Below are 22,801 nucleotides of genomic sequence, written 5' to 3'. Positions count from 1 at the left end.
TGGCCCGCCTGCGTCCAGGCCGCGTTCGGGTGGGCGTGGCGGGGTGGGGTCAGCGGGTGGGGCGGGCGCCCTTGAGGCGGCGGCCCAGCTCGCGGGCGATCTCCTTGTTGGCGTCCCGCTCGGCGAGGGCCTGCCGCTTGTCGTACGACTTCTTGCCGCGGGCGAGGCCCAGTTCGACCTTGGCCCAGCCGTTGGAGAAGTACATCGACAGCGGCACCAGGGTCACCCCGCCCTCGCGCAGCTTCTCCAGGATCCGGCCGATCTCGATCCGGTTGAGCAGCAGCTTGCGGGTGCGCCGCGGCTGGTGGTTGGTCCACGTGCCGTAGCCGTACTCGGCGATGTGCAGGCCGTACAGCATGAGCTCGCCGTCGCGCTCCTGGGCGAACGCGTCGACCAGCGACGCCCGCCCCTCGCGCAGCGACTTCACCTCGGTGCCGGCCAGCACGATCCCGGCCTCGTACGTCTTGAGGATGGTGTAGTCGTGCCGCGCCTTCTTGTTGGAGGCGATGAGCTTCCGTCCGGTCTCTCTGGCCACGCCCCACCTCCCCGTGCTCTCGGCCCCATGCAGGATAAGCGAACGGTCAGGGCGGCACGCCGCGCACGCCGCTCTCGGTGTCCGGCCCTACCCCGGTCCAGCGGAACCAGGGTCTCCGGGGCGGACGAGGCCCGTCTCGTACGCGGTCACCACGAGTTGGGCACGATCCCGCGCCCCGAGTTTGCCCATCGACCGGTTGACGTGCGTCTTGACGGTGGCGGGGCTGAGGAACAGCATGCGTGCTATCTCGAGGTTGGACAGGCCCCGGCCGACCATGGCGAGGACCTCCCGTTCCCGATCGGTCAGCACGTCCAGCGGGCGCGGATCGGGCCGGTGCGGTGGGTACGCCACGAACGTTTCCACCAGCGACCGGGTGGCCCTGGGCGAGAGCAGGGCCTGCCCGGCGGCAACTGTTCGAATGGCGGCCCGCAGCTCGGTCGGGCTGACGTCCTTGGTGAGGAAGCCGCTCGCCCCCGATCGGATTGCCTCGAAGACGTTCTCGTCCTGCTCGTATGTGGTCAACACCAGCACGCGGACGCCCGGACCGATGTCCCGGTCGGCGAGGATACGGCGGGTCGCCGCCAGCCCGTCTAGCACCGGCATCCGGATGTCCATGAGGATGACGTCGGGGCGACGTTCCCGGGCGAGGGCAACCGCCGCCTGCCCGTTCTCCGCTTCCCCGACCACGGTGATGTCGCCGTCGTGCTCACACAGCGTCCGCAGCCCCGTCCGGACCATCTCCTGGTCGTCGGCGACCAGGACCCGGAGCGTCATCGGGCGTCGCCCGTGGGGAGGCGGGCCTCGACCACGAACCCCCGGGGCGGGTCCGGGACCGGGCCGAAGGACAGCGCGCCGCCGAGGGCGGCCACCCTTTCCAGCATTCCCTGCAGGCCCGATCCCGGAACCGGCCCGCCGGTGGGCGACTGGCCGGGAACGTGCCCGTCGTCCCGCACCTCGACCCGTACCTCGTCGGTGCCGCGTTCGACGAGGATGGCGACCGAGGTGGCGCGAGCGTGGCGTAGCACGTTGGTCAGGGACTCCTGCACAATCCGGTAGATCGCCAGCTCGACGGCGGGCCGCAGGGGCCCCGCATCGCCCCGGACGCTGAGCGAGGCGGTGAGCCGGTCCGAGCGGACCGAGTCGACGAGATCCGGCAGCTGGGCGAGCCCCGGCGTCGGGCCCCGCCGCGTCTCGTCCGCGATGTCCTCGCGAAGGACGGCGATGGTGCTGCGCAGGTCCAGCATGGCGTCCCGGGTGGCCGAGCGCACCAGCTCGACCGCCTGCTTGGCGCGCACCGGGTGGCTGTCGATGCTCTCCGCGGCGACGCCCGCCTGGATGCTGACGACGGCGATCGTGTGCGACAGTACGTCGTGCAGGTCGCGGGCGACCCGCAGCCGCTCGGCCGTGAGGCGCCGCTGGTGCTCCTGTTCCGCCATCCGCAGCCGCCCGACCGCCTCCGCCCGCAGGGCCCGGCGGCTGCGCAGGCTGTCACCGAGGAGCAGCAGCACCGCCAGCAGGGCTACGTCGAACATGGTCGCCAGCGCCACCTGACCGACCGGCTCCGCGCCCGCGTCGAGGAGGCGGAACGGCACGCCGATGGCCAGGACGGCGACAACTGCCGTCACGCCCCACCACAGATATCCCGCCCAGGCCACCGCGAACAACGGGACGCCGAGCGCCAGCGCCGGGGAGAACCCGGGCACGCCGAAGAACAGGGCGACGTACAGGCTCGCGCAGCTGCCCACCAGCGCGGTCCGTGGCACGCGCCGCGCGGCGGCGGTCCAGCTCCCGACCAGCGCCACCGCCGCGATCACCGGCGCGTCGACCGGCCGCGCCGGAAAGTCGTCCGACTCCGCCGCCGCGACGACCATCACGGCCGTCATCACCCCGGCGCTGGTCACGTCCGCCGGTAGCCACCTCCACCAGCCCGAACGCACCAGGCAAGTTTAGGGCCGCACGGCGCGGTGGTCGCGGCGCTGCGCGTACCGCATCCGCGGTATCTCGAACGATCCCCGCAGCCGACGCCGGCGGCGCCTGCGGCCCCATACGTTCGCTTGACGAACAGTTGCACCGGCGATCCGCCGGTGGCCCTGACCCAGGAGCTGATGTCCCGGATGTCGATCCAACCCGTGGCCCACCCGCCCGCACGGCCGCCACGGCGTCGCCGGTTGGCGCGCTGGCTCGGTGGATTCCTGGCCGTCGCGCTCCTCGTCCCCGCCGCCGCTGCCGGGGTCCTGGCCCTGCTGTGGGCCAACGCCGTCACCAACACCGCCGGCCGGACGGTTTTCGTCCGCCCGCTCGCCATCCCCCCGCTGGCCACCAGCCGCGTCGAGGACGGACGCCGCGTGTTCGACCTGCGCGCCATCGAGGGCGTCAGCGACTTCGGCGTCGGCGACCGGAAGACCCTCACCTGGGGGTTCAACGGCTCCTACCTCGGTCCGACGCTCCGCACCAAGCGGGGCGAGCAGGTCCAGATCAACGTCAGCAACGAACTCGGCGAGACCACCACGGTGCACTGGCACGGCCAGCACCTGCCCGCGGCGATGGACGGCGGCCCGCACCAGATGGTCGAACCCGGCGAGACCTGGAGCCCCCACTGGCAGATCGATCAACCGGCCGCCACCACGTGGTACCACCCGCACCTGCACGGCTCGACCGCCGCCCACGTCCATCGCGGCCTGGCCGGCATGTTCATCCTCGACGACGACAGGACCGCCACCCTCGGCCTGCCGTCGATGTACGGCGTGGACGACGTGCCGCTGATAGTGCAGGACAGGTCCTTCGACGCCGACGGCCAGTTCCACGACGGCGATCCGACGTTCAGCCCCGTCGGCTTCCTCGGCGACACCATCCTCACCAACGGCACCATCGGCGCCTACCACGACGTCACCACCGAACTGGTCCGGCTGCGGATTCTCAACGGCTCCAACGCCCGCGTCTACGACTTCGGGATGCACGACGACCGCGACTTCTTCCTCATCGGCACGGACGGCGGTCTGCTGCCGGCCCCACACGCCACCAACCGGGTGCGTCTCTCGCCTGGTGAGCGGGCCGAGATCGTCGTGCGGGTGCGGGCGGGCGAGCACGCCGTGCTGCGCAGCTACCCACCGGAGCTGGGCACCGACTTCTGGAACGAGCGATTCGCCGGCGGCGACGACACCTTCGACGTCCTGCAACTGCGGGCCGCCGACAGCCTCACCTCCTCACCGGCGCCGCCCGAACGCCTCGCGGACGCGCCCGACCTCGACGCCGCCGACGCCAGGAAGACCCGCACGTTCCGGCTGGGCGGCTCCAACATCAACGGCAAGAAGATGGACATGAGCCGGATCGACGAGGCCGTCGAGGTGGACACCACCGAGATATGGGAGGTCACCAACCCCGGCAACACGCCGCACAACTTCCACGTGCACGACGTCCAGTTCGCCGTCCTCGAGGTCGGCGGCCGCCGCCCGGGACCCGAACTGTCAGGCTGGAAGGACACGATCTACGTGGCGCCCGGCACCACGGCCCGACTGATTCTCCGCTTCTCCGACTACGCCGACCCGGACGTCCCGTACATGTTCCACTGCCACGTCCTGCGGCACGAGGACCGCGGCATGATGGGCCAGTTCGTCGTCGTGCGGAAAGGTCAACGCCCCGGCCGGCCACCGGCGGCTGAGCATGATCACCAAGGGTCTGGCGGTGGGCTGCTGCCCGACAGGCCGCCGGCGGGTGCCGGCACCAGCGTTCGACGGTAGCCACTGCCGTCCTCGGCACCCGACCGACTCTGGGTCGCGCAGGTTGCGGTATCCGACACGGGGCGGATACCGCAAGCTGCGCGACCTTGAGTCACAATCCAGGCTGGTCCGGCGGTGGTCGGGCCGCGTCCAGCCGGTGGGTCAGCCGGTCCGTGCCACCCGTAGCGCGAGGGCGGCGAAGCCGACGGCCTGGAGCGTGGCGCCGGCGACCTCGAACCACTCGGTGCCGGCGATCAGGCCGGTCACGTGCAGCACCGGCCAGCAGCAGATCGCGGCCGCGGCCCAGGCCGGTACGGTCCGGGCGCGCAGCAGGGCGATGCCGAGCAGCAGCGTGCCGAGCAGGTTCCCGGCCACGAAGAGCAGCAGCCACGGGATCGCGGCCTCGCTGGCGGCGTCCAACACGGCGGCGTAGTCGCCGGTGGGGCCACCCCGCTCGGCCATGGCCAGGTCGACCAGACCTCTCATCACGGCGCCGAAGTACGCCACGTACCCGGCGATCATGAGTGACCCGCCGATGAGGCCGAGTCGGTTCGCCCGGTGCCGGGTGAAGCCGATGGCGCCGAGCGTGGCCGGGACGATGAGCAGGCAGCCGAGCATGGCCGCGATGGCCCCCACCCGCACTGGCGTCGGATGCGCGGCGGCGAGCGTGAGGCTGTCCGCGCCGGTCGCGTCGCTGCCGCCGTCGCGGGTGGCCCAGGCGTAGCCGACGTTGGCCACCACGAACCCCCACGGGGCGAGCAGCATTGCGGTGGTGGTGCCGACGCGGCGCAGCGCGTCGGTCGGGGCGACCGCGACCTCACGGTCGAGGATGGTGGTCATGACGCGGCCACCGCCGGCCGGCGCAGGCCCGGCCAGATCAGCGCGAGGGCGGCCACGGTGACCGCGAGACCGACGCCGAGGAGAACCTCGTTGGCGGTGGAGATGGTGTCGTCCCCGAACGCCGGCAGCATGGCGAGCCCGGACAGGATCCGGCTGACGACCACCGCCACCAGGCCACCGCGCCGGCCGCGCCAGGCGAGCCAGGTGCCGGCGAGGGTGATCGCGCCGAGCAAGGTGATGACCGCCGCCGCGGCGACCGGCGGCTGGCCCGGGCCGCCCACGCCGAAGAGCCAGGTGGCCACGTCGCTGAGGCCGAGCAGGCCGGCGAGCACGAGACCGACGGTGAAGGTACGGGTGTGTCTCACGATTGCCCTCCTTGAGCGGATGTCCTGGCCAGCAGTGTTGGTCCGCGGGCCGCCGGCGGGCATCGGGGCGGGCGCGGGATCCGGCCTGCGGGGAGGCACGGAAGCGATCTCCGTACTGGCACGCATCCGCCGCTGTGGTGGAGGGCTTACCGTGAGCCCATGACCCTGCCGCGGCTGGTTGCGTACGGCATGGCGGCGCTCACCGCCGCGCTCGTCGGCGCGGGTGGCTGGCTGCTGACCCTCGGCGCCGACGCCGGTCAGGTCGGCTACTTCGCGACCGCCTGTCTGCTCGCCTCGGCCTCCGTGGTCCTGGGCGTGCTGATCGCGACGAAGCGTCCGGCCAACGTGATCGGGGCGCTGCTCACCCTCTTCGGGCTGCTCTCGATCTGGATCGCCGGGACCGACGTGTACGCGTACGTCATCGCGCACCGCCCGGAAGCGTTGCCGGTGTCGCCGCTCCTGGCCACCGCGAGCCAGGGGCTCTGGATGCTCAACTACGTGCCGGCGGCGCTGCTCATGCTGTTCTTTCCCGACGGGCGGCTGCTGCCCGGGCGCCGCTGGCGGGTGGCGGCGGCCGGCATCGTGGCGGTGCCGGCCGCGTTCATCGTGCTCGCCGGTCTCGACCCCGCCCCGTTCCCGGCACCGTTCGCGGGCGTCGACCACGCCTTCGGCAACCCGCCGCCGGCGCTGTGGCGGGTGCTGCAACCGATCGTGTTCGCGCTGCTGCCCGCGCTGCTCGCCCTGCTCGTCGCGTCCGCGACGGCGATGGTCGTGCGGTACCGGCGGGCCACCGACCCGGAACGCCGGGCGCAGCTGAAGTGGTTCGCGCTCGGCGCGCTGTTCCTCCCCGCGACGCTGCTGCTGTGCTGGCTGAGCTACCTGCTGCTCGACGGGCCGGAGCTCGCCGTCGCCGGGCTCGCCGCCACGTTGATCGCGATCCCGGCGGCGACCACGGTCGGCATCCTCCGCCACGACCTGTACGACGTGGACAAGGCGCTGAGCGCCACGGTCACCTACGGCCTGGTCACCGCCGCGCTGCTGGCGTTCTACACGGCCGCCACGGTCGTCGTCGGCGTCGTGGCGGGTCGGTCGTCGCCGGTGGCTGCGGCCGGGGCCACCGCCGTCTGCGCGCTGGCGCTGTCCCCGTTGCGGGTGCGGTTGCAGCGCCGGGTGGACCCGTCGGCTCTATCCCGCCCGCCGGGCGGCGCTCGCGGCGATCGAGGACCTCCGGGACCGGATGCACGCCGGAGAGGCGGCGCCGGAGCGGCTCGAAGCCGCGCTGCGACAGGCGCTGCGTGATCCGCAGCTGCGGGTCGGATATCGGATGCCGGGCACGGACGAGCTGGTCACCGCGACCGGGGCCGGCTTCGAGCCGGCGGACGACGCGGTCGCCATCCGGCTGGGTGGCCAGCAGGTCGGCGTCCTCGTGCGCGGCGCGGCCACCACCCGTGAGCTGATGCGCGAGCTGGCCGACGCCTGTGCCCTGCTCGTCGAGGTGGTGCGGCTGCGGTTGCAGCTACGTCGGGCGCTGCGCGACGTGGAGGCCAGCCGGGCGCGGCTGCTGCGCGCCGGCTACGCCGGGTGCGGCTGGAACGCGACCTGCACGACGGTGCCCAGCAGCGGCTCGTCTCGCTCGGCATGGCGCTGCGCCTCGCCCAGCGGCACCTGCCCGAGACCGACGTCGCCGGCCTGCTCGACCAGGCAGTCGCCGAACTCGGCACCGCGGTCGCGGAGCTGCGCCAGATCGCCCACGGGCTGCGCCCGTCCAGCCTGGACGAGGGGCTGACCTACGCGCTGACGATGCTGGTCCGTGGCGTGCCGCTGCCCGTCACGCTCGACATCGGCGGCGAGCCGGTGCCCGAGGAACTGGCCACCACCGCCTACTACGTGGCCAGCGAGGCGCTGGCCAACGTGGTCAAGCACTCCGCCGCCACCAGCGTCCACCTGCGGGTGTCGCACACCGACGGCCGGCTGAGGGTGACGATCCGCGACGACGGCGTGGGCGGGGCGTGCGTACGACCGGGCGGTGGCCTGGCGGGCATCACGGACCGGGTGGCCGCCGCCGGGGGCGCGCTCACCGTGGCGGGCCGACCCGGCGACGGGACTCTCGTCGAGGCGGTGCTGCCGTGCGGATCGTGATCGGCGAGGACTCGGCGCTGTTCCGGGAAGGGCTGGCCCGGTTGCTCGCCGACGCCGGCCACGAGGTGGTCGGCAAGGCGGTCGACGCGCCGAGCCTGCTGGCCGTCACCGACGCGGCCCAGCCCGACCTGGCCGTCATCGACGTACGGATGCCGCCCGACCACACCGACGACGGCGCGCGGGCGGCCCGCGAGATCCGCACCCGCCATCCGCAGCTCGGCATCGTGCTGCTCTCCCAGCACATCGAGACCCGGCACTCGGTGGACCTGGTGGCCAGCGGACGGTTCGGCTACCTGCTCAAGGACCGGGTGCTCGACGTCGACGACTTTCTCGACGCCCTGCGGCGGGTGGCCGCGGGCGGGTCGGCGCTCGACCCGGAGGTGGTCACCCGGCTCATCGGCCGCCGGCCGCCGGACGACCCGCTCAGCACCCTCACCGCGCGGGAGCGGGAGGTCCTCGCGCTGATGGCCGAGGGGCGTACGAACGTGGGGATCGCCCGCCGACTGTGGCTCACCGAGCGGACGGTGGAGGCGCACGTCAGCTCCATCATGGCCAAGCTCGACCTGGCCGCGTCCGACGAGGACCACCGCCGTGTCCTCGCGGTGCTGGTCCACCTCCGCCAGGCCACCCCACGTCGGACGCACGGCTGAGCACCTCGTGGGTCGGCCCCAAGCCCGCCCGCGCCTTCGGTCAGGACTTCGCTTTGCGGGGCGCGAGCGTGTAACTGAACGAGATCAGGAAATCGATGATCAGGACGATGCCCCATCCGCCCATCGGCCCCCACATCGCCGCCACCCGGGTGTCCCCGACGAGCAGGGTGAAGAGCCCCATGACGGCCGCGGCGACCGCGTACGCCAGGAGATGCCGCAGCCACTGCCGCCGTTCGTGGGCGGCGTGCTCGAGCCCGGTCTTCCGCGGCCGTTTGGGGCTGGGTCCGCCGGCGAACCGGTGCGCGAACCGCTCGTCGGCCCAGCGGAGCAGCTGGCCACCGAAGGCGACCGAGACTCCGAGGTAGATCGCGGCGAGGCCGTGCGCGGTGTCGGCGTCCGCGCCGCGGCGCAGGTCGAGGACGGAGGCGGCCAGCAGCAGCACGTCGACGAGCGGCACGCAGATCAGCAGGACGGTGCTGAGCTTCCGGGCGCGCAGCAGATAGCGAGCGGCGAGGCCGAGCAGGAGTAGGACCCAGAACGCGATCTCGCAGGCGACGATCAACGCCAGCACGGCCGACCCTCCGTTTTATCGCACGAGCGTGTCATTTCCGTTTTTACACGAGCGTGCGATAATCATCAAGTGCCGAAGATCGTCGACCACGACCAGCGCCGACGCGAGCTGGCCGCCGCCGTCTGGCAGGTCATCGCCCGGGACGGGGTGGACGGAATCTCCATCCGATCGGTGGCCGCCGCCTCGGGTTGGTCCTCCGGCGCGCTGCGCCACTACTTCTCCACCCGCGCCGAGCTGCTCGCCTTCGCCTGCGAGCAGGTCATCGAGCAGGTGACCGAGCGGATCCAGGCACTGCGGCACACCGGCGACCCGGTCCACGCGGTCCGCGCCATCCTGCTGGAGACCATGCCCGTCGACGAGACGCGCCGCACCGAGGACTCGATCGCCTTCGCCTTCCTCGCCCTCGGCCTCGGCGATCCCGAGCTCGCCCGGGTCCAGCGCCGCCACTTCACCGGCATGTACGAGCTGTGCCTGCGGCTCGTCCAGGACCTCGCCGAGCGCGACGCGCTGGCGCAGACCGGGCAGACCGTGGAGACACTGGCCCGTCGCATGCACGCGGTCGTCGACGGGCTCACGGTCCACGCCCTCGCCGGTCACCTCACCGCCGAGGAGATTGTCGCGCAGCTCGACGCGTACCTCGCCGACCTCACGGGAGCCGAACTCACCGGTTAGGCACGCAAGATACGGGATGTGGCGGTATCCGTCCGGCGTGGACACCGCCACCTGCGCGACGTGGAGTGGATCAAGCCAGGGCTGGCCCGATCGCGGACGGGTGGCGGTCGGCGGTGGTCGGAGCCGCCGCCCAGCCCGTGGTGATGAGCAGCAGCGCGGCGATGTAGGTCGTCATCACCAGCAGACCGTGCCCGGGCAGGTGGACGCCGGCCGCGTCGAGCCCGATCAGCAGGTCCGAGCCGAGGAAGAGCGCCCCGCCGGCCGCCACCCGCCGGGACACCCCGGTCGCGGCGGCGGCCATCAGGGACAGCGCCAGGCTGTAGCCGAGCACGGGCAGCCGCAGCGGTCCCAGCGCGCCCCAGAGCAGCGCGTTGGCGACCGCCCAGAGCGCCACGTACGCCAGCATCGCCGGGGCCGGCGGCCGGCGGTGCCGGACGAACGCGGTGAGGAACGCCAGCTGGGTGACCAGGAAGCAGCCCATGCCGGCCAGGAACGCGGCCTGTCCCGGCACCAGCAGGGCCACGTCCCCGGCGGTGGCGGCGACCAGCCCGACCGCCACCGGGTCCACCCGTCGCCGCCGGTCCCACAGGTACGCCAGCAGCAGCGGCGCCAGCAGCGGCTTGGTCAGCCACTGGATCGCGGTGGAGTCGACCGCGACGCCGGCCAGCTCGATCGCGGCGACGGCCCCGAACAGGAGCAGCCAGGGGCGCCTCACCGGGCCGGCTGCCAGCCGGGTCGGCCGAAGACGTAGCCGAGCCGGTCCCGCCAGCTGCGGGCGGCCCGGGCGTCGGCCCAGATCGCGGCGAACTCGTGGGTGGCCACCCGCAGCGGGTTGTAGGTGTTGATGTTCTTGGTGAGCCCGTACCGGACCGCGGCCCGTTCCGGCTCGAAGGTGCCGAAGAGCCGGTCCCAGACGATCAGGATGCCGGCGTAGTTGCGGTCCAGGTATTCGGTGTTGGCGCCGTGGTGGACGCGGTGGTGCGACGGGGTGTTGAAGACCAGTTCGATCGGCGGGGGCAGGACGTTGATCCGCTCGGTGTGCAGGAAGAACTGGTAGAGCAGGCTGATCGACTGCTGCAGGAAGATCATCCACGGCGGTACGCCGAGCAGCGCCAGGGGCAGCCAGAACGGCAGCGAGGTCATCGGCGTCCAGCTCTGCCGCAGCGCGGTGGAGAGGTTGAAGTAGACGCTGGAGTGGTGGACCACGTGGCTGGCCCAGAACACGCGTACTTCGTGGTGCAGCCGGTGGAACCAGTAGTAGGCGAGGTCGTCGGCGAAGAACAGCAGCACCCAGGTCGACCAGTGGGTCGGGGAGAGGTGGATCGGCGCGACGAGCCACAGCGCCGCGTAGACGCCGGCGGTGACCAGCTTCCACGGCACGCCGATGAGCACGCTGCCCAGGCCCATGGAGAGGCTGGTGGTGGTGTCGCGCAGCTCGTAGCCGCGTTCGTCGTCGTCGGGCAGGAGCCAATAGGAGACCGCTTCGATGATGATCAGCAGCAGGAACGCCGGGACGGCGTAGAGCACGGCGGGGATCATGCTCGGGCTTCCTTTTCGGACGGGGTGGTGGGGGTGGTGACCGGGGCGGTCAGCAGGGCCCGGGCGTGCCGGGCGGCGGCCGCGCCCTGGCCGGCCGCGATGGCGGCGGCCAGCCGGCGGTGGCCGGCGACGTCGAGCAGCTCGGCGGCCCGGCCGTCCAGCGGCACGTCGTTCACCGCGAGCGCGCCGGCCACCAGGCTGTTGAAGGCCAGCAGGTAGGCGGTGTTGCCGGAGCCGGTGACGATCAGCCGCCACATGGCGATGTCGGCCTCGTGCATCCGGGGCAGGTCGGGAGCGAGCACCGCGTACTCCTCGGCGGCCCGCACCACTTCGGCGGTGATCGCCGGGTCACCGCGCTCGGCGCAGAGCCGGGCCGCGTCGATCCCGACGCAGGCCCGCATCTCCAGCATGTCGCGGACCAGCGTCTCGACCGGGAGTACGTCGCCCGAGCGGGCCAGCGACAGCGCCAGGTCCAGCCCGGCGTGCACCCGCCAGTCGAGCACCCGGGTCGCGCCGCCCTGGCTGACCCGGAGCAGGCCGAGCTGCTGGAGCCGGCGCAGTGCCTCCCGGACGGCGTGCCGGTTGACCTCGAAGGCGGTGGCCAGCTCGCGTTCGCCGGGCAGCGTCTCCCCCGGCCGGTACCGGCCGCTGACGATGGCGTCGCGGAGCTGGCCGAAGACGTGGTCGGAGACCGAGGCGCGGGGCACGGGGGCGAAGGCCATGGCAGCAGTGTGGTCCCCGACACATCAACCCGTCAACTGGTTGGACCAGACCGAACCCGCCACCCTGCGGTGGCCGGATGCGCACGCCTCGTATCCTTTCCGCCGGAAGGCCCGCGACATGGAAGGGAGTCGGTGTGAGCGACCGGGTCGAGACGTTGGAGTTCCAGGCGGAGGCCCGTCAGCTGCTCCAGCTGATGGTGCACTCGATCTACTCGAACAAGGACGTCTTCCTGCGCGAACTGATCTCGAACGCCTCCGACGCGCTCGACAAGCTGCGGTTGGAGTCGTTGGTCGACAAGGACCTGCAGGTCGACACCGCCGACCTGCACATCGAGATCGAGGTCGACAAGGAGGCCCGCACGCTGACCGTGCGGGACAACGGCGTCGGCATGTCCCGCGACGAGGTGATCGGGCTGATCGGCACCATCGCCAAGTCCGGCACGGCCGAGCTGCTGCGCAAGCTGCGCGAGTCCAAGGACGCCGCCGCCTCCCAGGAGCTGATCGGCCAGTTCGGCGTCGGCTTCTACGCCACCTTCATGGTGGCCGACAAGGTCACCCTGCTGACCCGCCGCGCCGGGCAGAACGGGGGCACCCGCTGGGAGTCCACCGGCGAGGGCACCTACTCGGTCGAGTCGGTCGACGACGCCCCGCAGGGCACCTCGGTCACCCTGCACCTCAAGCCGGCCGACGCCGAGGACAACCTGCACGACTACACCGCCGAGTGGACGATCCGGGAGATCGTCAAGCGGTACTCGGACTTCATCGCCTGGCCGATCCGGATGACCGTCGAGCGGTCCGGCCAGGACGGCGCCACCACCCGCGAGGAGCAGACCCTCAACTCGATGAAGGCGCTCTGGGCCCGCTCCCGGGACGAGGTCGACGAGGCCGAGTACAAGGAGTTCTACCGGCACGTCGCCCACGACTGGGCCGACCCCCTCGAGACCATCCACATGCGCGGCGAGGGCACCTTCGAGTACGAGGCGCTGCTCTTCCTGCCCTCGCACGCCCCGCTCGACCTGTTCTCCCCGCAGGGCCGCCGCGGCGTGCAGCTCTACGTCAAGCGCGTCTTCATCATGGACGACTGCGACGCGCTGATGCCCAACTACCTGCGCTTCGTCAAGGGCGTGGTGGACGCGCACGACCTGTCGCTGAACATCTCCCGGGAGATCCTCCAGCAGGACCGGCAGATCCGCGCCGTACGGCGCCGCCTGGTCAAGAAGGTCCTCGCCACCCTCAAGGAGCTGTCGGCGGAGACCTACCGCACCTTCTGGAGCGAGTTCGGCGCGGTGGTCAAGGAGGGGCTGCTCGAGGATCCGGACAACACCGAGGCGCTGCTGGACCTGGTCCGGGCCGCCAGCACCCACGACCCGGCCGAGCTGACCACCCTGCGCGACTACGTGGAGCGGATGAAGGACGGCCAGACCGAGATCTACTACGCTACCGGCGAGAACCGGGCCACCATCGAGAACTCGCCGCACCTGGAGGCGTTCCGCGCCAAGGGCTTCGAGGTGCTGATCCTCACCGACCCGGTCGACGAGGTGTGGGTCGAGCGGGTCGGCCAGTACGACGGGAAGACCCTGCGCTCGGTCGCCAAGGGGCAGGTCGACCTGGAGACCGACGAGGAGAAGGAGAAGGCCGAGGCCGAGCGGCAGGAGTACGCCGACCTGCTCAGCTGGATGAGCGGCGCGCTGACCGACAGCGTCAAGGAGGTCCGGCTCTCCTCGCGGCTGACCACCTCGCCCGCCTGCGTGGTCGGCGACGCGCACGACATGACGCCGACGCTGGAGAAGATGTACCGGGCGATGGGCCAGGAGGTGCCCCGGGTCAAGCGGATCCTGGAGCTCAACCCGACCCATCCGCTGGTCACCGGGCTGCGCAAGGCCCACGAGCAGGGCGGCGACCAGACCGCCCTCACCGAGACCGCCGAGCTGCTGTACGGGATGGCGCTGCTCGCCGAGGGCGGGGAGCTGGCCGACCCGGCCCGGTTCACCCGCATCCTCGCCGACCGGCTGGCCCGTACGCTGTAGCGCCCGCCGCCTCCGTCGGCCGCGGCAGCCACGTCGCGGCCGACGGAGACCACCGCCGTCGCTACTGGGTGGCCGCGGTGAGGGCCGCGGCGAGTGCCGCCGCCCGGTCCTTGCCGATCGCGGCCACGATGGCGGCGGCGGCGTCGGCCGGGGCCTGCCCACCGAGCGCCTGCACGGTCGCCGCGGCGATCGCGGCGGCGGTCGGGGCGGCATGGGTGGTCTGGTAGAGGTCGTTGAGCACGTTCAGCGTCGACATGCCCGCGGGGATGCCGCCACCGATGTACTGCCAGGGCAGCGCGCGCATCTTCGCGGCGACAGCCGGGTCGGACAGGATCGCGGAGAATTCGGCGGGGGTCATGGTGTCGTCCTTCGTCAACAGGGCCCGCAGCTGGGCGAGCGTGCCACGGTATGCGTTGCAGTCGGTCTGTCCGGACGCGCCGGGGCAGGCGACGTTCGACCCGTACTGCCAGATCGACGGGGTCACCCCGCCGTACGCGGCCCAGCCCGGGCCGCCGTCCCCACCACCTTGCGCGTAGACGGCAGCGGGCGCGCCGGTGGGGTTGCTGCCGTAGTCGCTGGCGACCAGGGGTGCGTTGAGCGGCCGGAGGTCGGGCCGGCCGAGGTTCCCGTCCCAGTTCCACTTCGGCAGGTAGATCGCCAGCACCCGCTGGTCGACGGCGTGCCAGCGGTCCACGAACCGGCGTACGTCGTCCCAGCGCGGCCAGAGTCCGTTGGCGACCAACTCCGGGTAGCGCTCGACGTCGACCATCGCCCACACCGCACCGATCCCGTCGAGCGTGCTCCGCAGAAAGTCGACCTGCCGGTTGGTGCTGGCCTGATCGCCCCGGATCAGGTTGTGGTAGCCGCCGATCACGTCGAAGCCGGCGCTGGCCGCACCGTGCGCCATCTCGCTGACGTGGGGGCTGGGCGGGTGATAGCCCTGCGGATCGCCGTAGGTGGCCCGCAGGCACAGGACCGGGGAGGTGGCCCGGCGGACGGCCCCCCAGTCGAACTCGCCCTTCACCCGGTCCCAGTCGTGGTAGGACAGGTCGACATAGATCGTGACCATTGCCATCACCTCTGCCGCCCACCGTAGCTCGGCCCCTCTGACCTGCGCTAACGCGAAAATTGGTCAGTGGTTGGGATGGCCGACGGCCCCGTGGTGGCCCCGTGGCGGCGGCCGCCGGCGGTCAGATCTGGCCGGCGTAGAAGCCGTGGCGGGCCAGTGGCTCGACGATGTTCTGCTCCTCGTACGACAGGTGCGACAGCAGGGTGTCGGTGAGGATGTCCACCGCCTTCTGGACCTCGGTGAAGTCGCCCGGGTTGCGGATCAGGTCGACCAGAGCCCGGTCCACGCCCTCCACGACATCGTGGATCACCACGTGCTCCGCCTCCAGCCGGTCCAGCACCGGGCCCAGCCCGGGGTCGGACCGCCGCAGGTGCGGGAAGATCGAGTTGTCCTCCAGCCCGTGGTGCTGGGTGACCACCGTGCAGTACGCGGCGCAGTATGCCCCCAGCGTCCAGTTGTTCTGCCGCATAGTCATCTGGTTGAGCACGGCCCGGGCGGCACCGGCCGAGACCACCCCCCGCTTGACCTGTTCCAGCAGGTCGCGCACCTGTGCCAACTCCTGGCGCAGGTGGTCGTGCACGTCGACGAGGTGCGCGCCGACGGCCTGCCCGTGCGGGGGGTAGACGTGCCCGGCCGGCGCCGGCGGGGCGACCGGGCGGGTGGACTCGTCCCACAGCTGGTGGTCGGTCAGCCGTACCCCCGGGTCGGGGGTGGGGGTGACCGTGAGCGTGGTCGACCCGCCGGCCTCGATCGCCTCGCGTTGTTCCGCCACCGCGCTGGCCCGGGTGCCCGGCTCGGCGCGCTCCGCGGCGACCAGCTCGCGCAGCGCGGGCGCCACCTCCCGGGCGAAGAGTTGGATGGCGGTGGGGTCGTCGGCGCCCAGGATGAAGGTGGAGATGCCGTGGTCCAGCGCCAGTCCGGCCAGTTCCTCCACCCACTGCTCCGGTGGCCCGGCGAGGAAGTCGGTGGAGGAGCGGGTGAACCGGCCGTTGATGTTCAGCAGCCGGCGGACCGACCGGGGGTCCCGTCCGGTGGCCTCGGCGCCCTCGTCGATCAGCGTGTTCAGCCCCGGCAGCTCGGCCGACCCCTTGGGCAGGTACGACAGCGACGGCAGCCAGCCGTCCGCCGCCCGCCCCACCAGCCGCAGCATCCGGGGCTTGTACGCGCCGACCCAGATCTCCACCGGGTGGGCCGGCGCCGGTCCCCGTTTCGCCCCGACCACCCGGTAGTACGCGCCGTCGACCCGGACCATGTCCCGCCGCCCGGCGTCCCAGACCTCGCGGATCACCCGGATCGCCTCGTCCAGGGCGTCCACGGCCTTGCCGGGGCTGAGCCGCCGACCGCCGACCGCCTCGATCGCCTCCCAGAACGCCCCCGCGCCGAGACCCAGCTCGACCCGGCCGCCGGTGAGCAGGTCCAGGCTGGCCACGCTGCGCGCCAGCACCACCGGCTGGCGCAGGGGCAGGTTGAGCACGTTGCCGGCCAACCGGATCCGGCTGGTCGCCGCGGCCAGGTAGGACATCAGCGTCCAGGTGTCCAGGAAGCCCGGCTGGTAGGGGTGGTCCTGGAACGTGACCAGGTCCAGGTTGACCTGCTCGCAGAGCTTGGCCAGCGACACCACCTGCGCGAACTGGCCGGCGGTGGGGGTGAGGAAGCCGCCGAAGGCCAGCTCGTGTCCGTAGTCAGTCATTTCTCTCCGCCTGCGCCCGGGCCCGGCGACCGTGCCGGACCTCGCCACCGTAGTCGGTGCCGGGGCGGCGCGCGCCCGCTCCGGCAACCGCGAGGACTTTTCGCGCAGGGTGACGAACGCAGTGGTGTTGATCAATGTCTCGCTGGCCTAGGGTTCTGGTGAACGGCCTTCACGTTCCTTCGAAAGGAGCGACCCGTGATCCGCCACCGCCCCCTCGGCCTCGCCCTCCTCGTCGTCGCGGTCACCGCCCTGGCCGCGCCCGCCCCGGCCGCTGCCGCCGGCTACCCGTACCAGGACCCCACGCTGCCGGTCACCACCCGCGTCGCCGATCTGCTCTCCCGGATGACCCTGGACGAGAAGATCGGCCAGATGACCCAGGCCGAGCGCGGCTCGGTCACGGCGAGCGACCTCACCACCTACCGGCTCGGTTCGGTCCTCTCCGGTGGCGGCTCCGCGCCGACGCCGAACACCGCCACCGCCTGGGCGGACATGTACGACGGCTTCCAGCGGGCCGCCCTCGCCACCCCGCTCGCCATTCCGATGATCTATGGCGTCGACGCCGTGCACGGGCACAACAACGTGTACGGGGCGACGATTTTCCCGCACAACATCGGCCTCGGCGCCAGCCGCGACCCGGCCCTGGTGCAGCAGATCGGCCAGGCCGTGGCCGAGGAGGTCGCCGGCACCGGCGTCGACTGGGACTTCGCGCCCTGCCTCTGCGTCGCCCGCAACGACCGCTGGGGCCGCACCTACGAGTCCTTCGGTGAGACCCCCGACCTGCCGTCGAGCATGTCCACCCTGGTCACCGGCCTGCAGGGGGGCACCCTCGGCGGGAGGCCCACCTCGGTGCTCGCCACCGCCAAGCACTACATCGGCGACGGCGGCACCACCGGCGGCGACGACCAGGGAAACACCCAGCTCAGCGAGGCCGAACTACGGACCGTCCACCTGCCCCCGTTCCAGGCGGCGGTGCAGCGTGGCGTCGGCGCGGTGATGATCTCCTACAGCAGTTGGAACGGCGTGAAGCTGCACGGCAACCAGTATCTGATCACCACTGTCCTCAAGGGAGAGCTGGGCTTCTCCGGCTTCGTCGTCTCCGACTGGAACGGCATCGACCAGATCGACGGCAGCGCCGGCTTCACCGCCGCCGAGGTCACCACGGCGATCAACGCCGGCATCGACATGGTCATGGTCCCGACCGCCTGGAAGACGTTCATCAGCACCCTCCGCGCCGAGGTGCAGAACGGGCACGTGCCGATGAGCCGGATCGACGACGCCAACCGGCGGATCCTCACCAAGAAGTTCGAGCTGGGCCTCTTCGAGCGGCCGTACACGGATCGGAGTTGGACCCCGACGGTTGGCAGCGCGGCGCACCGGGCGCTCGCCCGGCAGGCCGTCCGCGAGTCCCAGGTGCTGCTGAAGAACTCCGCCGGGATCCTGCCGCTGGCCCGGGACAACAACAAGATCTTTGTGGCCGGCAAGAACGCCGACAACATCGGCAACCAGAGCGGTGGCTGGACCATCTCCTGGCAGGGCTCGTCGGGCGACATCACCCCCGGCACCAGCATCCTCCAGGGCATCCGCGCCGCCGTCGGTCCGACCACGACGGTCACCTACAACCAGCGCGGCACCGGCATCAACAGCAGCTACGGCGCCGCGATCGCCGTGGTCGGCGAGACACCGTACGCCGAGGGCCAGGGCGACCGTACGGGTGCCATGAGTCTGGACCGGGAGGACCTGCGCACCATCGCGACCCTGCGCAACGCCGGCGTACCCGTGATCGTGGTGCTGGTCTCCGGTCGGCCGCTGGACGTGGCCGGCGAGTTGCCGAACTGGACCGCGTTGCTCGCCTCCTGGCTGCCCGGCACCGAGGGCGCCGGCGTCGCCGACGTCCTCTTCGGCGGGTACGCGCCGACCGGAAAACTGCCGATGACCTGGATGAACTCCGTTGACCAGCAGCCCATCAACGCCGGTGACGGGCAGGTTCCGCTTTTCCCGCAGGGCTTCGGCCTGACCTACTGACGGCCGCTTGTAAGGCACCTGTGGACGTCGCGCAACTCGTACGGTGCGGCCTTCGCCCGGCTGGGTGAAGAACTTCACAAGAAGTGGGCGATCGTCCGAATCCGTCCCTAACGTCGACTGCGTTCGCGATCGCGGACACCACGGGCCGGCAACGCCTAATCCCGCCGCCGGCCCGTCGGTCACTGGACCTCAGGCGGGAGCGGGGGACCCACATGTTCCTCGGTGCTCGACACCTCGGGGTGAAGCCGCCCTTCCGGCGGCCGGGCTCCTCGGCCCGAACCCGACAGCTCACCTCGTCGGCGTGGAGGAAACCAACATGGCAACTGAATACGTCGCACGCCACCGGCGGGCCACGCAGCGTCGCGTCGCCGTCGGGGCGCTCGTCGTCGGTGCCGCCACCGGCGCCGCCGCCATCCTCGGGCCGGCCGCGCCGGCCAGCGCGTCCAGCGTGAACTGGGACGCCATCGCCCAGTGCGAGTCCGGCGGAAACTGGCACATCAACACCGGCAACGGTTACTACGGCGGCCTCCAGTTCTCGAAGAGCACCTGGAACGGCTACGGCGGCCAGAAGTACGCCAGCCGCGCCGACCTGGCCAGCCGCAGCGAGCAGATCGCCGTCGCCGAGAAGGTCCTCGACGGACAGGGCATCGGCGCCTGGCCGGTCTGCGGCAAGAAGGGCGGCTCGACCAGGCACTACTCCACCAAGGACGCCGGCTCCCCGAAGCCGCACAAGAAGGTGACGAAGAAGGGGCCGTCCCGCGGCGACCAGCCGGCCACCCGCAGCCAGCGGCGTACCGCGCCGGCGTCGGGCGGCGCGACCTACACCGTCCAGCCGGGTGACTCGCTGTCGCTGATCGCCGAGGCGAAGCACCTCGCCGGCGGCTGGCAGGCGCTCTACGAGCGCAACGAGCGCGTGGTCGGCGACAACCCGGGTCTGATCTTCCCGGGCCAGCAGCTGCGCCTGCGCTGACCCGCGTTCCGCGCTGATACCCGGAAGGAGTGGCCGTCCCGCCCGGATGGCCGCTCCTTCCGGGTTCCGGGCTCTGGGTGCTCGCGGTGCCCGGGTCGGGGCGGTTGCTATCGTCGCGGTGCTCCGGAAAGACGTGAAGAAGGCGCGGATATGACCAACGACTCGTTCTCCGCGGCCGCGAGCCTCGACGAGCTGCTCACCAGGACGCAGCAGGCGCTGTCGGCCATGCGCTCGCGGGCGGCCGAGCACCCCGACGGCGACCCGGGCGAGCTGCTCCGCGCCGAGGGTACGGCGGCCGACGGCCGGGTCCGGGCCCGGGTCGTCCAGGGCGGCCGGCTGGAGTCCGTCACTGTGGACCCGGCACTGGAAGGGGAGGGGTTGGCGGCGGTCTGCGGGCACGTCGTGGTGGCCGTCAACGCCGCCCTCGCCGAGCTCGACGCCCAGGTCAGCGCCTCGGCCCAGGCCGACGTCGACGCTCTGGCCGCGCGGCTCGGCGGGCTCGAGGAGCAGCCGGTGCGACAGGTGGAGCTGTTCAGCCGGGCGGTGGACGACGTGCTGGGCCGGCTCAACCGCGGCGGTGACGCCCGGGCGGGTCGCCCGGGCTGAGCACCGCCCGCTGTCGGACCCGGACGGCACAATCCCGGCATGGAGAAGCCACGGAGCGGCCGGCCGTCGGGAGGACGACGGCCGGCCGCTCCGGTCGTGCTCAGGAGAGGTTGACCGCGGTGTCGTCGATGACGAAGGAGGTCTGCAGGGAGACGTCCTCCGCGCCGGTGAACGAGATGGTGGCGGTGGTCCCGGCCAGCGACGAGACGTCGAAGGACTTCTGGACGTAGCCGGCGGCCTTGTTGAGGTTGGAATAGGTGGCCAGGGTGGTGCTGCCCGCCTTCACGGTCAGCTTGTCGTAGGCGGTGGTGGTCGTCGACTCCGCGCTGTCGATGTGCAGCCAGAAGGTGAGGGTCGCCCGGCAACCGGACGGGATCGTCACCGACTGGGACAGCGTGTCGGTGTGGGTGGTGCCGTAGCCGTCCAGCCACGCCTTCCACGAGCCGCTGTGCGCGGCCTGGCCGGTGGAGCTGGTGATGACCCCGGAGGAGGCGCTCCAGCTCACGTTGCCGGACTCGAAGCCGGGGTTGGCCAGCTTCTGGCCGGAGCAGGAGCCGGTCGGCGGCGGGGTGGTGCTGCCCGAGCAGGTCGGGTCACCGGACTGCGCCGGCACGCTGACCGCGTCCCAGGCGGCCTTGACGGTGTTGAACTCGGTGCAGCCGGTGCTGCCGTAGAGGTTCTTGGCCGCCTGCAGCGTCCAGGTGCGGTACTTCAGGTACGACGACGACGAGGTCTTCATCAACATCGCGTTGTACATGATCTTGATGGCCTTCTGGATGCCGAGGCCCGTGACCGAGCTGCCGTTGCAGGTCGGGCTGGACGGCTGGCCGTTGGTCGGGCTGCTGCCCATGGCCAGCAGATAGAACCAGTGGTTGCCCGGGCCGGCCGCGGCGTGCACCTCGGTGCTCGGGATGCTGCTGGAGTAGCAGTTCGGGTCGCCGAGGGCCGACGGGTTGTACATGTTGCGGATCGGGCCGCTGCCCACGAGGTTGACCTTCTCGCCGACCAGGAAGTCGGGGGCGTCGTAGGTGGAGGGCTCGTTGGCGAACCACTCGGTGGCCGCGCCGAAGGTGTCGGCGACGAACTCCTGGGTGCCCGAGCCGGAGATGCCGCCCGGGGTGTGGTCGTCGATGCCGTGGCCGATCTCGTGCGCCACCACGTCCAGCGAGCCGATCCACTGGCCCGAGGTGTTCTTGCCGATCTGCACCTGGGTGCCGTCGTAGTAGGCGTTCTGGTCGTTCAGGCCCACCCGGATCGGCCAGTAGCCACCGTTGCCGTCGGCGCCGTTACGGCCCAACCACTGCGAGAGCATCTTGTGCTCGGTCTGGGCGCCGTAGAGCGCGTCGACGCAGCCGGTCTCCTTGTTGGTGGCGGTGCCGTTGCCCCAGACGTCGTCCGAGCCGGTGAACGTCGTGTTGGTGGCGGCGTCCTGGCAGCTCAGGTTGGTGACAGTCGGGTCCTTCATGGAGTACGTGCTGCCCGACAGCGTGGTGTTGAGCGTGAGCGGGCTCGGGCCGTTCCACGCGCCGGTGCCGGTGCCGTGCACGACGTGTTCCTGCGTACGCAGCACCTTGCCGGTCAGGGCGTCGACGTCGACGGTGAGCCGGCTGGGGCCCTCGGCGCCGCTGCCGCGGACCGTGGTCTCCCAGGCCAGCGCCGGCGTGGCGTCCAGCGTGAAGACGACGAGCCGGGTGCCCTCGACGGCGCTGACCGTCTTGAGCTGGGCGCGGGCCGTCTTCTCCGCCGCCGTCGAGGCGAGTTTCGGCGTGGTGGACAGGCTGCCGATGGCGCGCCGCTGCGCGACGGAGGCGTACTTCAGGTTGCCGAGCGAGCCGGTGGCCAGCACGAAGTCGCCACCGGTCACCGGAAGGCCCTTGTAGGTGCGCTCGTAGGGCACGTACTGGGTGCCCTCGGAGCTGATGACCGGCTTCTGCACGAACGCCTCGTCAGAGCTGGCGTGCAGGTAGCCGGGCCGGCTGGCGACCAGCGCGCTGGCCGAGTTCGCGGCGAGCGTACGGGCCTGGGCGGGGTCGGGAGCGGGACTGGACGGCGCGGCCTGCACGGCCGCGGCGGTGCCGGCGGCGATCAGGCCGGCCGCGGCCGCGCCGGAGAGCGCGGCGAGGCGGGGTGAGAGCTTCACGGGGGTACGCTCCTGTTCCTGGGCGCGCAGTATGGAGCCCGGTGGGGACACGCGGCGCGACGTGGTGATGAGGCGGGACGACGGTCGGTCCCCGGGGCTGCCGGCGTGGCCCCGGTTCGACGGATCGACCGTCCGAGCCGCCGGGGGTCGGCGACTCGCTGGAGCACAATCACACGGCCGTCGACCCGGATCAATGGGTGACCCGGGCAACCACCTCGGTCGATCTCCGCGCCGGGTCGCCGGAGCCAGCGATCCAGGGTCTTCTATAGCCCCTGGCCAGGGCTAATACGCTCCGGAGTGGAGGAGCCGCGCCCGAGAGGCGGCTATTGCCGCTCCGCGCGGATGGCGCACGTTCACCCTCGGTCGATATGTCGATCTACCCGACCCGACCGGTCGGGTGCCGGGTGCCGAAACGGACGGCCACGATCATCCGTGGCGTCCGGGGAGATCGCCGTTCGGCTGATCTCGCCGCACCGGGTGCTGGCCACCCCATCGGGACCTTCCGGCCACTTTCGTCTGTCGTGGAGA

Annotated in this window: 21 protein-coding genes and 1 riboswitch; of the genes, 9 read left to right on the top strand and 12 right to left on the bottom strand. The window is 71.8% G+C overall.

The window, feature by feature from the left end:
- Positions 1–49 precede the first annotated feature (49 nt).
- From smpB to FXF52_RS18335, 3 genes are all read right to left on the bottom strand, one after another.
- A complete protein-coding gene (smpB, locus tag FXF52_RS18345; protein ID WP_148798141.1) occupies positions 50–535 on the bottom strand; it encodes an SsrA-binding protein SmpB in 486 nt (161 codons plus the stop codon).
- A gap of 87 nt (positions 536–622) precedes the next feature.
- A complete protein-coding gene (locus tag FXF52_RS18340) occupies positions 623–1,309 on the bottom strand; it encodes a response regulator transcription factor (RefSeq protein WP_148798140.1) in 687 nt (228 codons plus the stop codon).
- Positions 1,306–2,472 (bottom strand): sensor histidine kinase, encoded by a 1,167-nt coding sequence (locus tag FXF52_RS18335; protein WP_148798139.1) that lies wholly within the window; start codon positions 2,470–2,472, stop codon positions 1,306–1,308. The genes FXF52_RS18340 and FXF52_RS18335 overlap by 4 nt, the downstream gene beginning before the upstream one ends.
- 147 nt (positions 2,473–2,619) lie before the next feature.
- On the opposite strand from FXF52_RS18335, the gene FXF52_RS18330 reads away from it, so the two are divergent.
- Positions 2,620–4,272, top strand: a complete 1,653-nt coding sequence (locus FXF52_RS18330) for a multicopper oxidase family protein (RefSeq protein ID WP_255472090.1) — start codon at positions 2,620–2,622, stop codon at positions 4,270–4,272.
- 141 nt (positions 4,273–4,413) lie between these two features.
- On the opposite strand, the gene FXF52_RS18325 is transcribed toward FXF52_RS18330, so the two are convergent.
- Both FXF52_RS18325 and FXF52_RS18320 read right to left on the bottom strand, forming a co-directional pair.
- Entirely contained in the window at positions 4,414–5,091 is a 678-nt protein-coding gene (locus FXF52_RS18325) for a hypothetical protein (protein ID WP_148798138.1), read from the bottom strand.
- The gene (locus FXF52_RS18320; RefSeq protein WP_148798137.1) at positions 5,088–5,456 is read right to left on the bottom strand and encodes a hypothetical protein; all 369 of its coding nucleotides are present in this window, start codon (positions 5,454–5,456) and stop codon (positions 5,088–5,090) included. The genes FXF52_RS18325 and FXF52_RS18320 overlap by 4 nt, the downstream gene beginning before the upstream one ends.
- A 159-nt stretch (positions 5,457–5,615) precedes the next feature.
- On the opposite strand from FXF52_RS18320, the gene FXF52_RS18315 reads away from it, so the two are divergent.
- The 3 genes from FXF52_RS18315 to FXF52_RS18305 all read left to right on the top strand — a co-directional run bounded on the left by FXF52_RS18315 (position 5,616) and on the right by FXF52_RS18305 (position 8,245).
- Positions 5,616–6,755: a hypothetical protein gene (locus tag FXF52_RS18315; RefSeq protein WP_148798136.1), complete on the top strand. Its 1,140-nt coding sequence runs from the start codon at positions 5,616–5,618 to the stop codon at positions 6,753–6,755.
- 282 nt (positions 6,756–7,037) lie between these two features.
- A complete protein-coding gene (locus FXF52_RS18310) occupies positions 7,038–7,595 on the top strand; it encodes a sensor histidine kinase (protein WP_187413571.1) in 558 nt (185 codons plus the stop codon).
- Positions 7,583–8,245 carry a response regulator transcription factor gene (locus FXF52_RS18305; protein WP_148798134.1) on the top strand — a complete coding sequence of 221 codons (663 nt, stop codon included), beginning with the start codon at positions 7,583–7,585 and terminating at the stop codon, positions 8,243–8,245. The genes FXF52_RS18310 and FXF52_RS18305 overlap by 13 nt, the downstream gene beginning before the upstream one ends.
- A 40-nt stretch (positions 8,246–8,285) precedes the next feature.
- On the opposite strand, the gene FXF52_RS18300 is transcribed toward FXF52_RS18305, so the two are convergent.
- On the bottom strand, positions 8,286–8,816 hold the full coding sequence (locus tag FXF52_RS18300) for a 2TM domain-containing protein (RefSeq protein WP_148798133.1): 531 nt from the start codon (positions 8,814–8,816) through the stop codon (positions 8,286–8,288).
- A gap of 69 nt (positions 8,817–8,885) precedes the next feature.
- Here FXF52_RS18300 and FXF52_RS18295 point away from each other — a divergent pair, with 69 nt between their 5' ends.
- Entirely contained in the window at positions 8,886–9,488 is a 603-nt protein-coding gene (locus FXF52_RS18295; RefSeq protein ID WP_148798132.1) for a TetR/AcrR family transcriptional regulator, read from the top strand.
- Between the two features lie 70 nt (positions 9,489–9,558).
- On the opposite strand, the gene FXF52_RS18290 is transcribed toward FXF52_RS18295, so the two are convergent.
- Genes FXF52_RS18290 through FXF52_RS18280 form a run of 3 tightly spaced genes read right to left on the bottom strand, consistent with a single transcriptional unit; the run spans position 9,559 to position 11,749 of the window.
- On the bottom strand, positions 9,559–10,203 hold the full coding sequence (locus FXF52_RS18290; RefSeq protein ID WP_148798131.1) for a lysoplasmalogenase: 645 nt from the start codon (positions 10,201–10,203) through the stop codon (positions 9,559–9,561).
- Positions 10,200–11,027, bottom strand: a complete 828-nt coding sequence (locus FXF52_RS18285) for a sterol desaturase family protein (RefSeq protein WP_148798130.1) — start codon at positions 11,025–11,027, stop codon at positions 10,200–10,202. Before FXF52_RS18285 ends, FXF52_RS18290 begins: the two co-directional genes overlap by 4 nt.
- Positions 11,024–11,749, bottom strand: a complete 726-nt coding sequence (locus FXF52_RS18280) for a FadR/GntR family transcriptional regulator (RefSeq protein WP_148798129.1) — start codon at positions 11,747–11,749, stop codon at positions 11,024–11,026. Before FXF52_RS18280 ends, FXF52_RS18285 begins: the two co-directional genes overlap by 4 nt.
- A gap of 134 nt (positions 11,750–11,883) precedes the next feature.
- Here FXF52_RS18280 and htpG point away from each other — a divergent pair, with 134 nt between their 5' ends.
- On the top strand, positions 11,884–13,776 hold the full coding sequence (gene htpG / locus FXF52_RS18275; RefSeq protein WP_148798128.1) for a molecular chaperone HtpG: 1,893 nt from the start codon (positions 11,884–11,886) through the stop codon (positions 13,774–13,776).
- 61 nt (positions 13,777–13,837) lie between these two features.
- Here the strand turns inward: htpG and FXF52_RS18270 are convergent, their stop codons facing one another.
- Positions 13,838–14,845, bottom strand: coding sequence for a hypothetical protein (locus FXF52_RS18270; RefSeq protein ID WP_148798127.1), 1,008 nt, complete (start codon positions 14,843–14,845; stop codon positions 13,838–13,840).
- Positions 14,846–14,966: 121 nt separating this feature from the next.
- Complete coding sequence (locus FXF52_RS18265; RefSeq protein WP_148798126.1) at positions 14,967–16,535, bottom strand: LLM class flavin-dependent oxidoreductase; 1,569 nt, start codon at positions 16,533–16,535, stop codon at positions 14,967–14,969.
- 195 nt (positions 16,536–16,730) lie between these two features.
- Between FXF52_RS18265 and FXF52_RS18260 the strand changes: the two genes are divergently transcribed.
- The 3 genes from FXF52_RS18260 (at position 16,731) to FXF52_RS18250 (ending at position 20,133) form a co-directional block, all read left to right on the top strand.
- The gene (locus FXF52_RS18260) at positions 16,731–18,557 is read left to right on the top strand and encodes a glycoside hydrolase family 3 N-terminal domain-containing protein (protein WP_148798125.1); all 1,827 of its coding nucleotides are present in this window, start codon (positions 16,731–16,733) and stop codon (positions 18,555–18,557) included.
- A gap of 170 nt (positions 18,558–18,727) precedes the next feature.
- Positions 18,728–18,874: riboswitch (cyclic di-AMP (ydaO/yuaA leader) on the top strand.
- Positions 18,874–19,527 carry a transglycosylase family protein gene (locus tag FXF52_RS18255; protein WP_148798124.1) on the top strand — a complete coding sequence of 218 codons (654 nt, stop codon included), beginning with the start codon at positions 18,874–18,876 and terminating at the stop codon, positions 19,525–19,527. It overlaps the preceding riboswitch by 1 nt.
- 150 nt (positions 19,528–19,677) lie before the next feature.
- Positions 19,678–20,133, top strand: coding sequence for a YbaB/EbfC family DNA-binding protein (locus FXF52_RS18250; RefSeq protein WP_148798123.1), 456 nt, complete (start codon positions 19,678–19,680; stop codon positions 20,131–20,133).
- A 100-nt stretch (positions 20,134–20,233) separates the two neighbouring features.
- Here the strand turns inward: FXF52_RS18250 and FXF52_RS18245 are convergent, their stop codons facing one another.
- Positions 20,234–22,273, bottom strand: a complete 2,040-nt coding sequence (locus FXF52_RS18245; RefSeq protein WP_148798122.1) for a M4 family metallopeptidase — start codon at positions 22,271–22,273, stop codon at positions 20,234–20,236.
- Positions 22,274–22,801 lie beyond the last annotated feature (528 nt).

The sequence above is a fragment of the Micromonospora sp. MP36 genome, from assembly GCF_008119785.1.
Taxonomy (GTDB): domain Bacteria; phylum Actinomycetota; class Actinomycetes; order Mycobacteriales; family Micromonosporaceae; genus Micromonospora.
This window is presented reverse-complemented; position numbering and strand designations above follow the sequence as displayed.

Coding starts and splice junctions, on each gene's coding strand:
- FXF52_RS18340 (WP_148798140.1), bottom strand. CDS start 1,309: ATGACGCTCCGGGTCCTGGTCGCCGACGACCAGGAGATGGTCCGGACG.
- FXF52_RS18325 (WP_148798138.1), bottom strand. CDS start 5,091: ATGACCACCATCCTCGACCGTGAGGTCGCGGTCGCCCCGACCGACGCG.
- FXF52_RS18315 (WP_148798136.1), top strand. CDS start 5,616: ATGACCCTGCCGCGGCTGGTTGCGTACGGCATGGCGGCGCTCACCGCC.
- FXF52_RS18285 (WP_148798130.1), bottom strand. CDS start 11,027: ATGATCCCCGCCGTGCTCTACGCCGTCCCGGCGTTCCTGCTGCTGATC.
- FXF52_RS18280 (WP_148798129.1), bottom strand. CDS start 11,749: ATGGCCTTCGCCCCCGTGCCCCGCGCCTCGGTCTCCGACCACGTCTTC.
- FXF52_RS18270 (WP_148798127.1), bottom strand. CDS start 14,845: ATGGTCACGATCTATGTCGACCTGTCCTACCACGACTGGGACCGGGTG.
- FXF52_RS18265 (WP_148798126.1), bottom strand. CDS start 16,535: ATGACTGACTACGGACACGAGCTGGCCTTCGGCGGCTTCCTCACCCCC.
- FXF52_RS18255 (WP_148798124.1), top strand. CDS start 18,874: ATGGCAACTGAATACGTCGCACGCCACCGGCGGGCCACGCAGCGTCGC.
- FXF52_RS18250 (WP_148798123.1), top strand. CDS start 19,678: ATGACCAACGACTCGTTCTCCGCGGCCGCGAGCCTCGACGAGCTGCTC.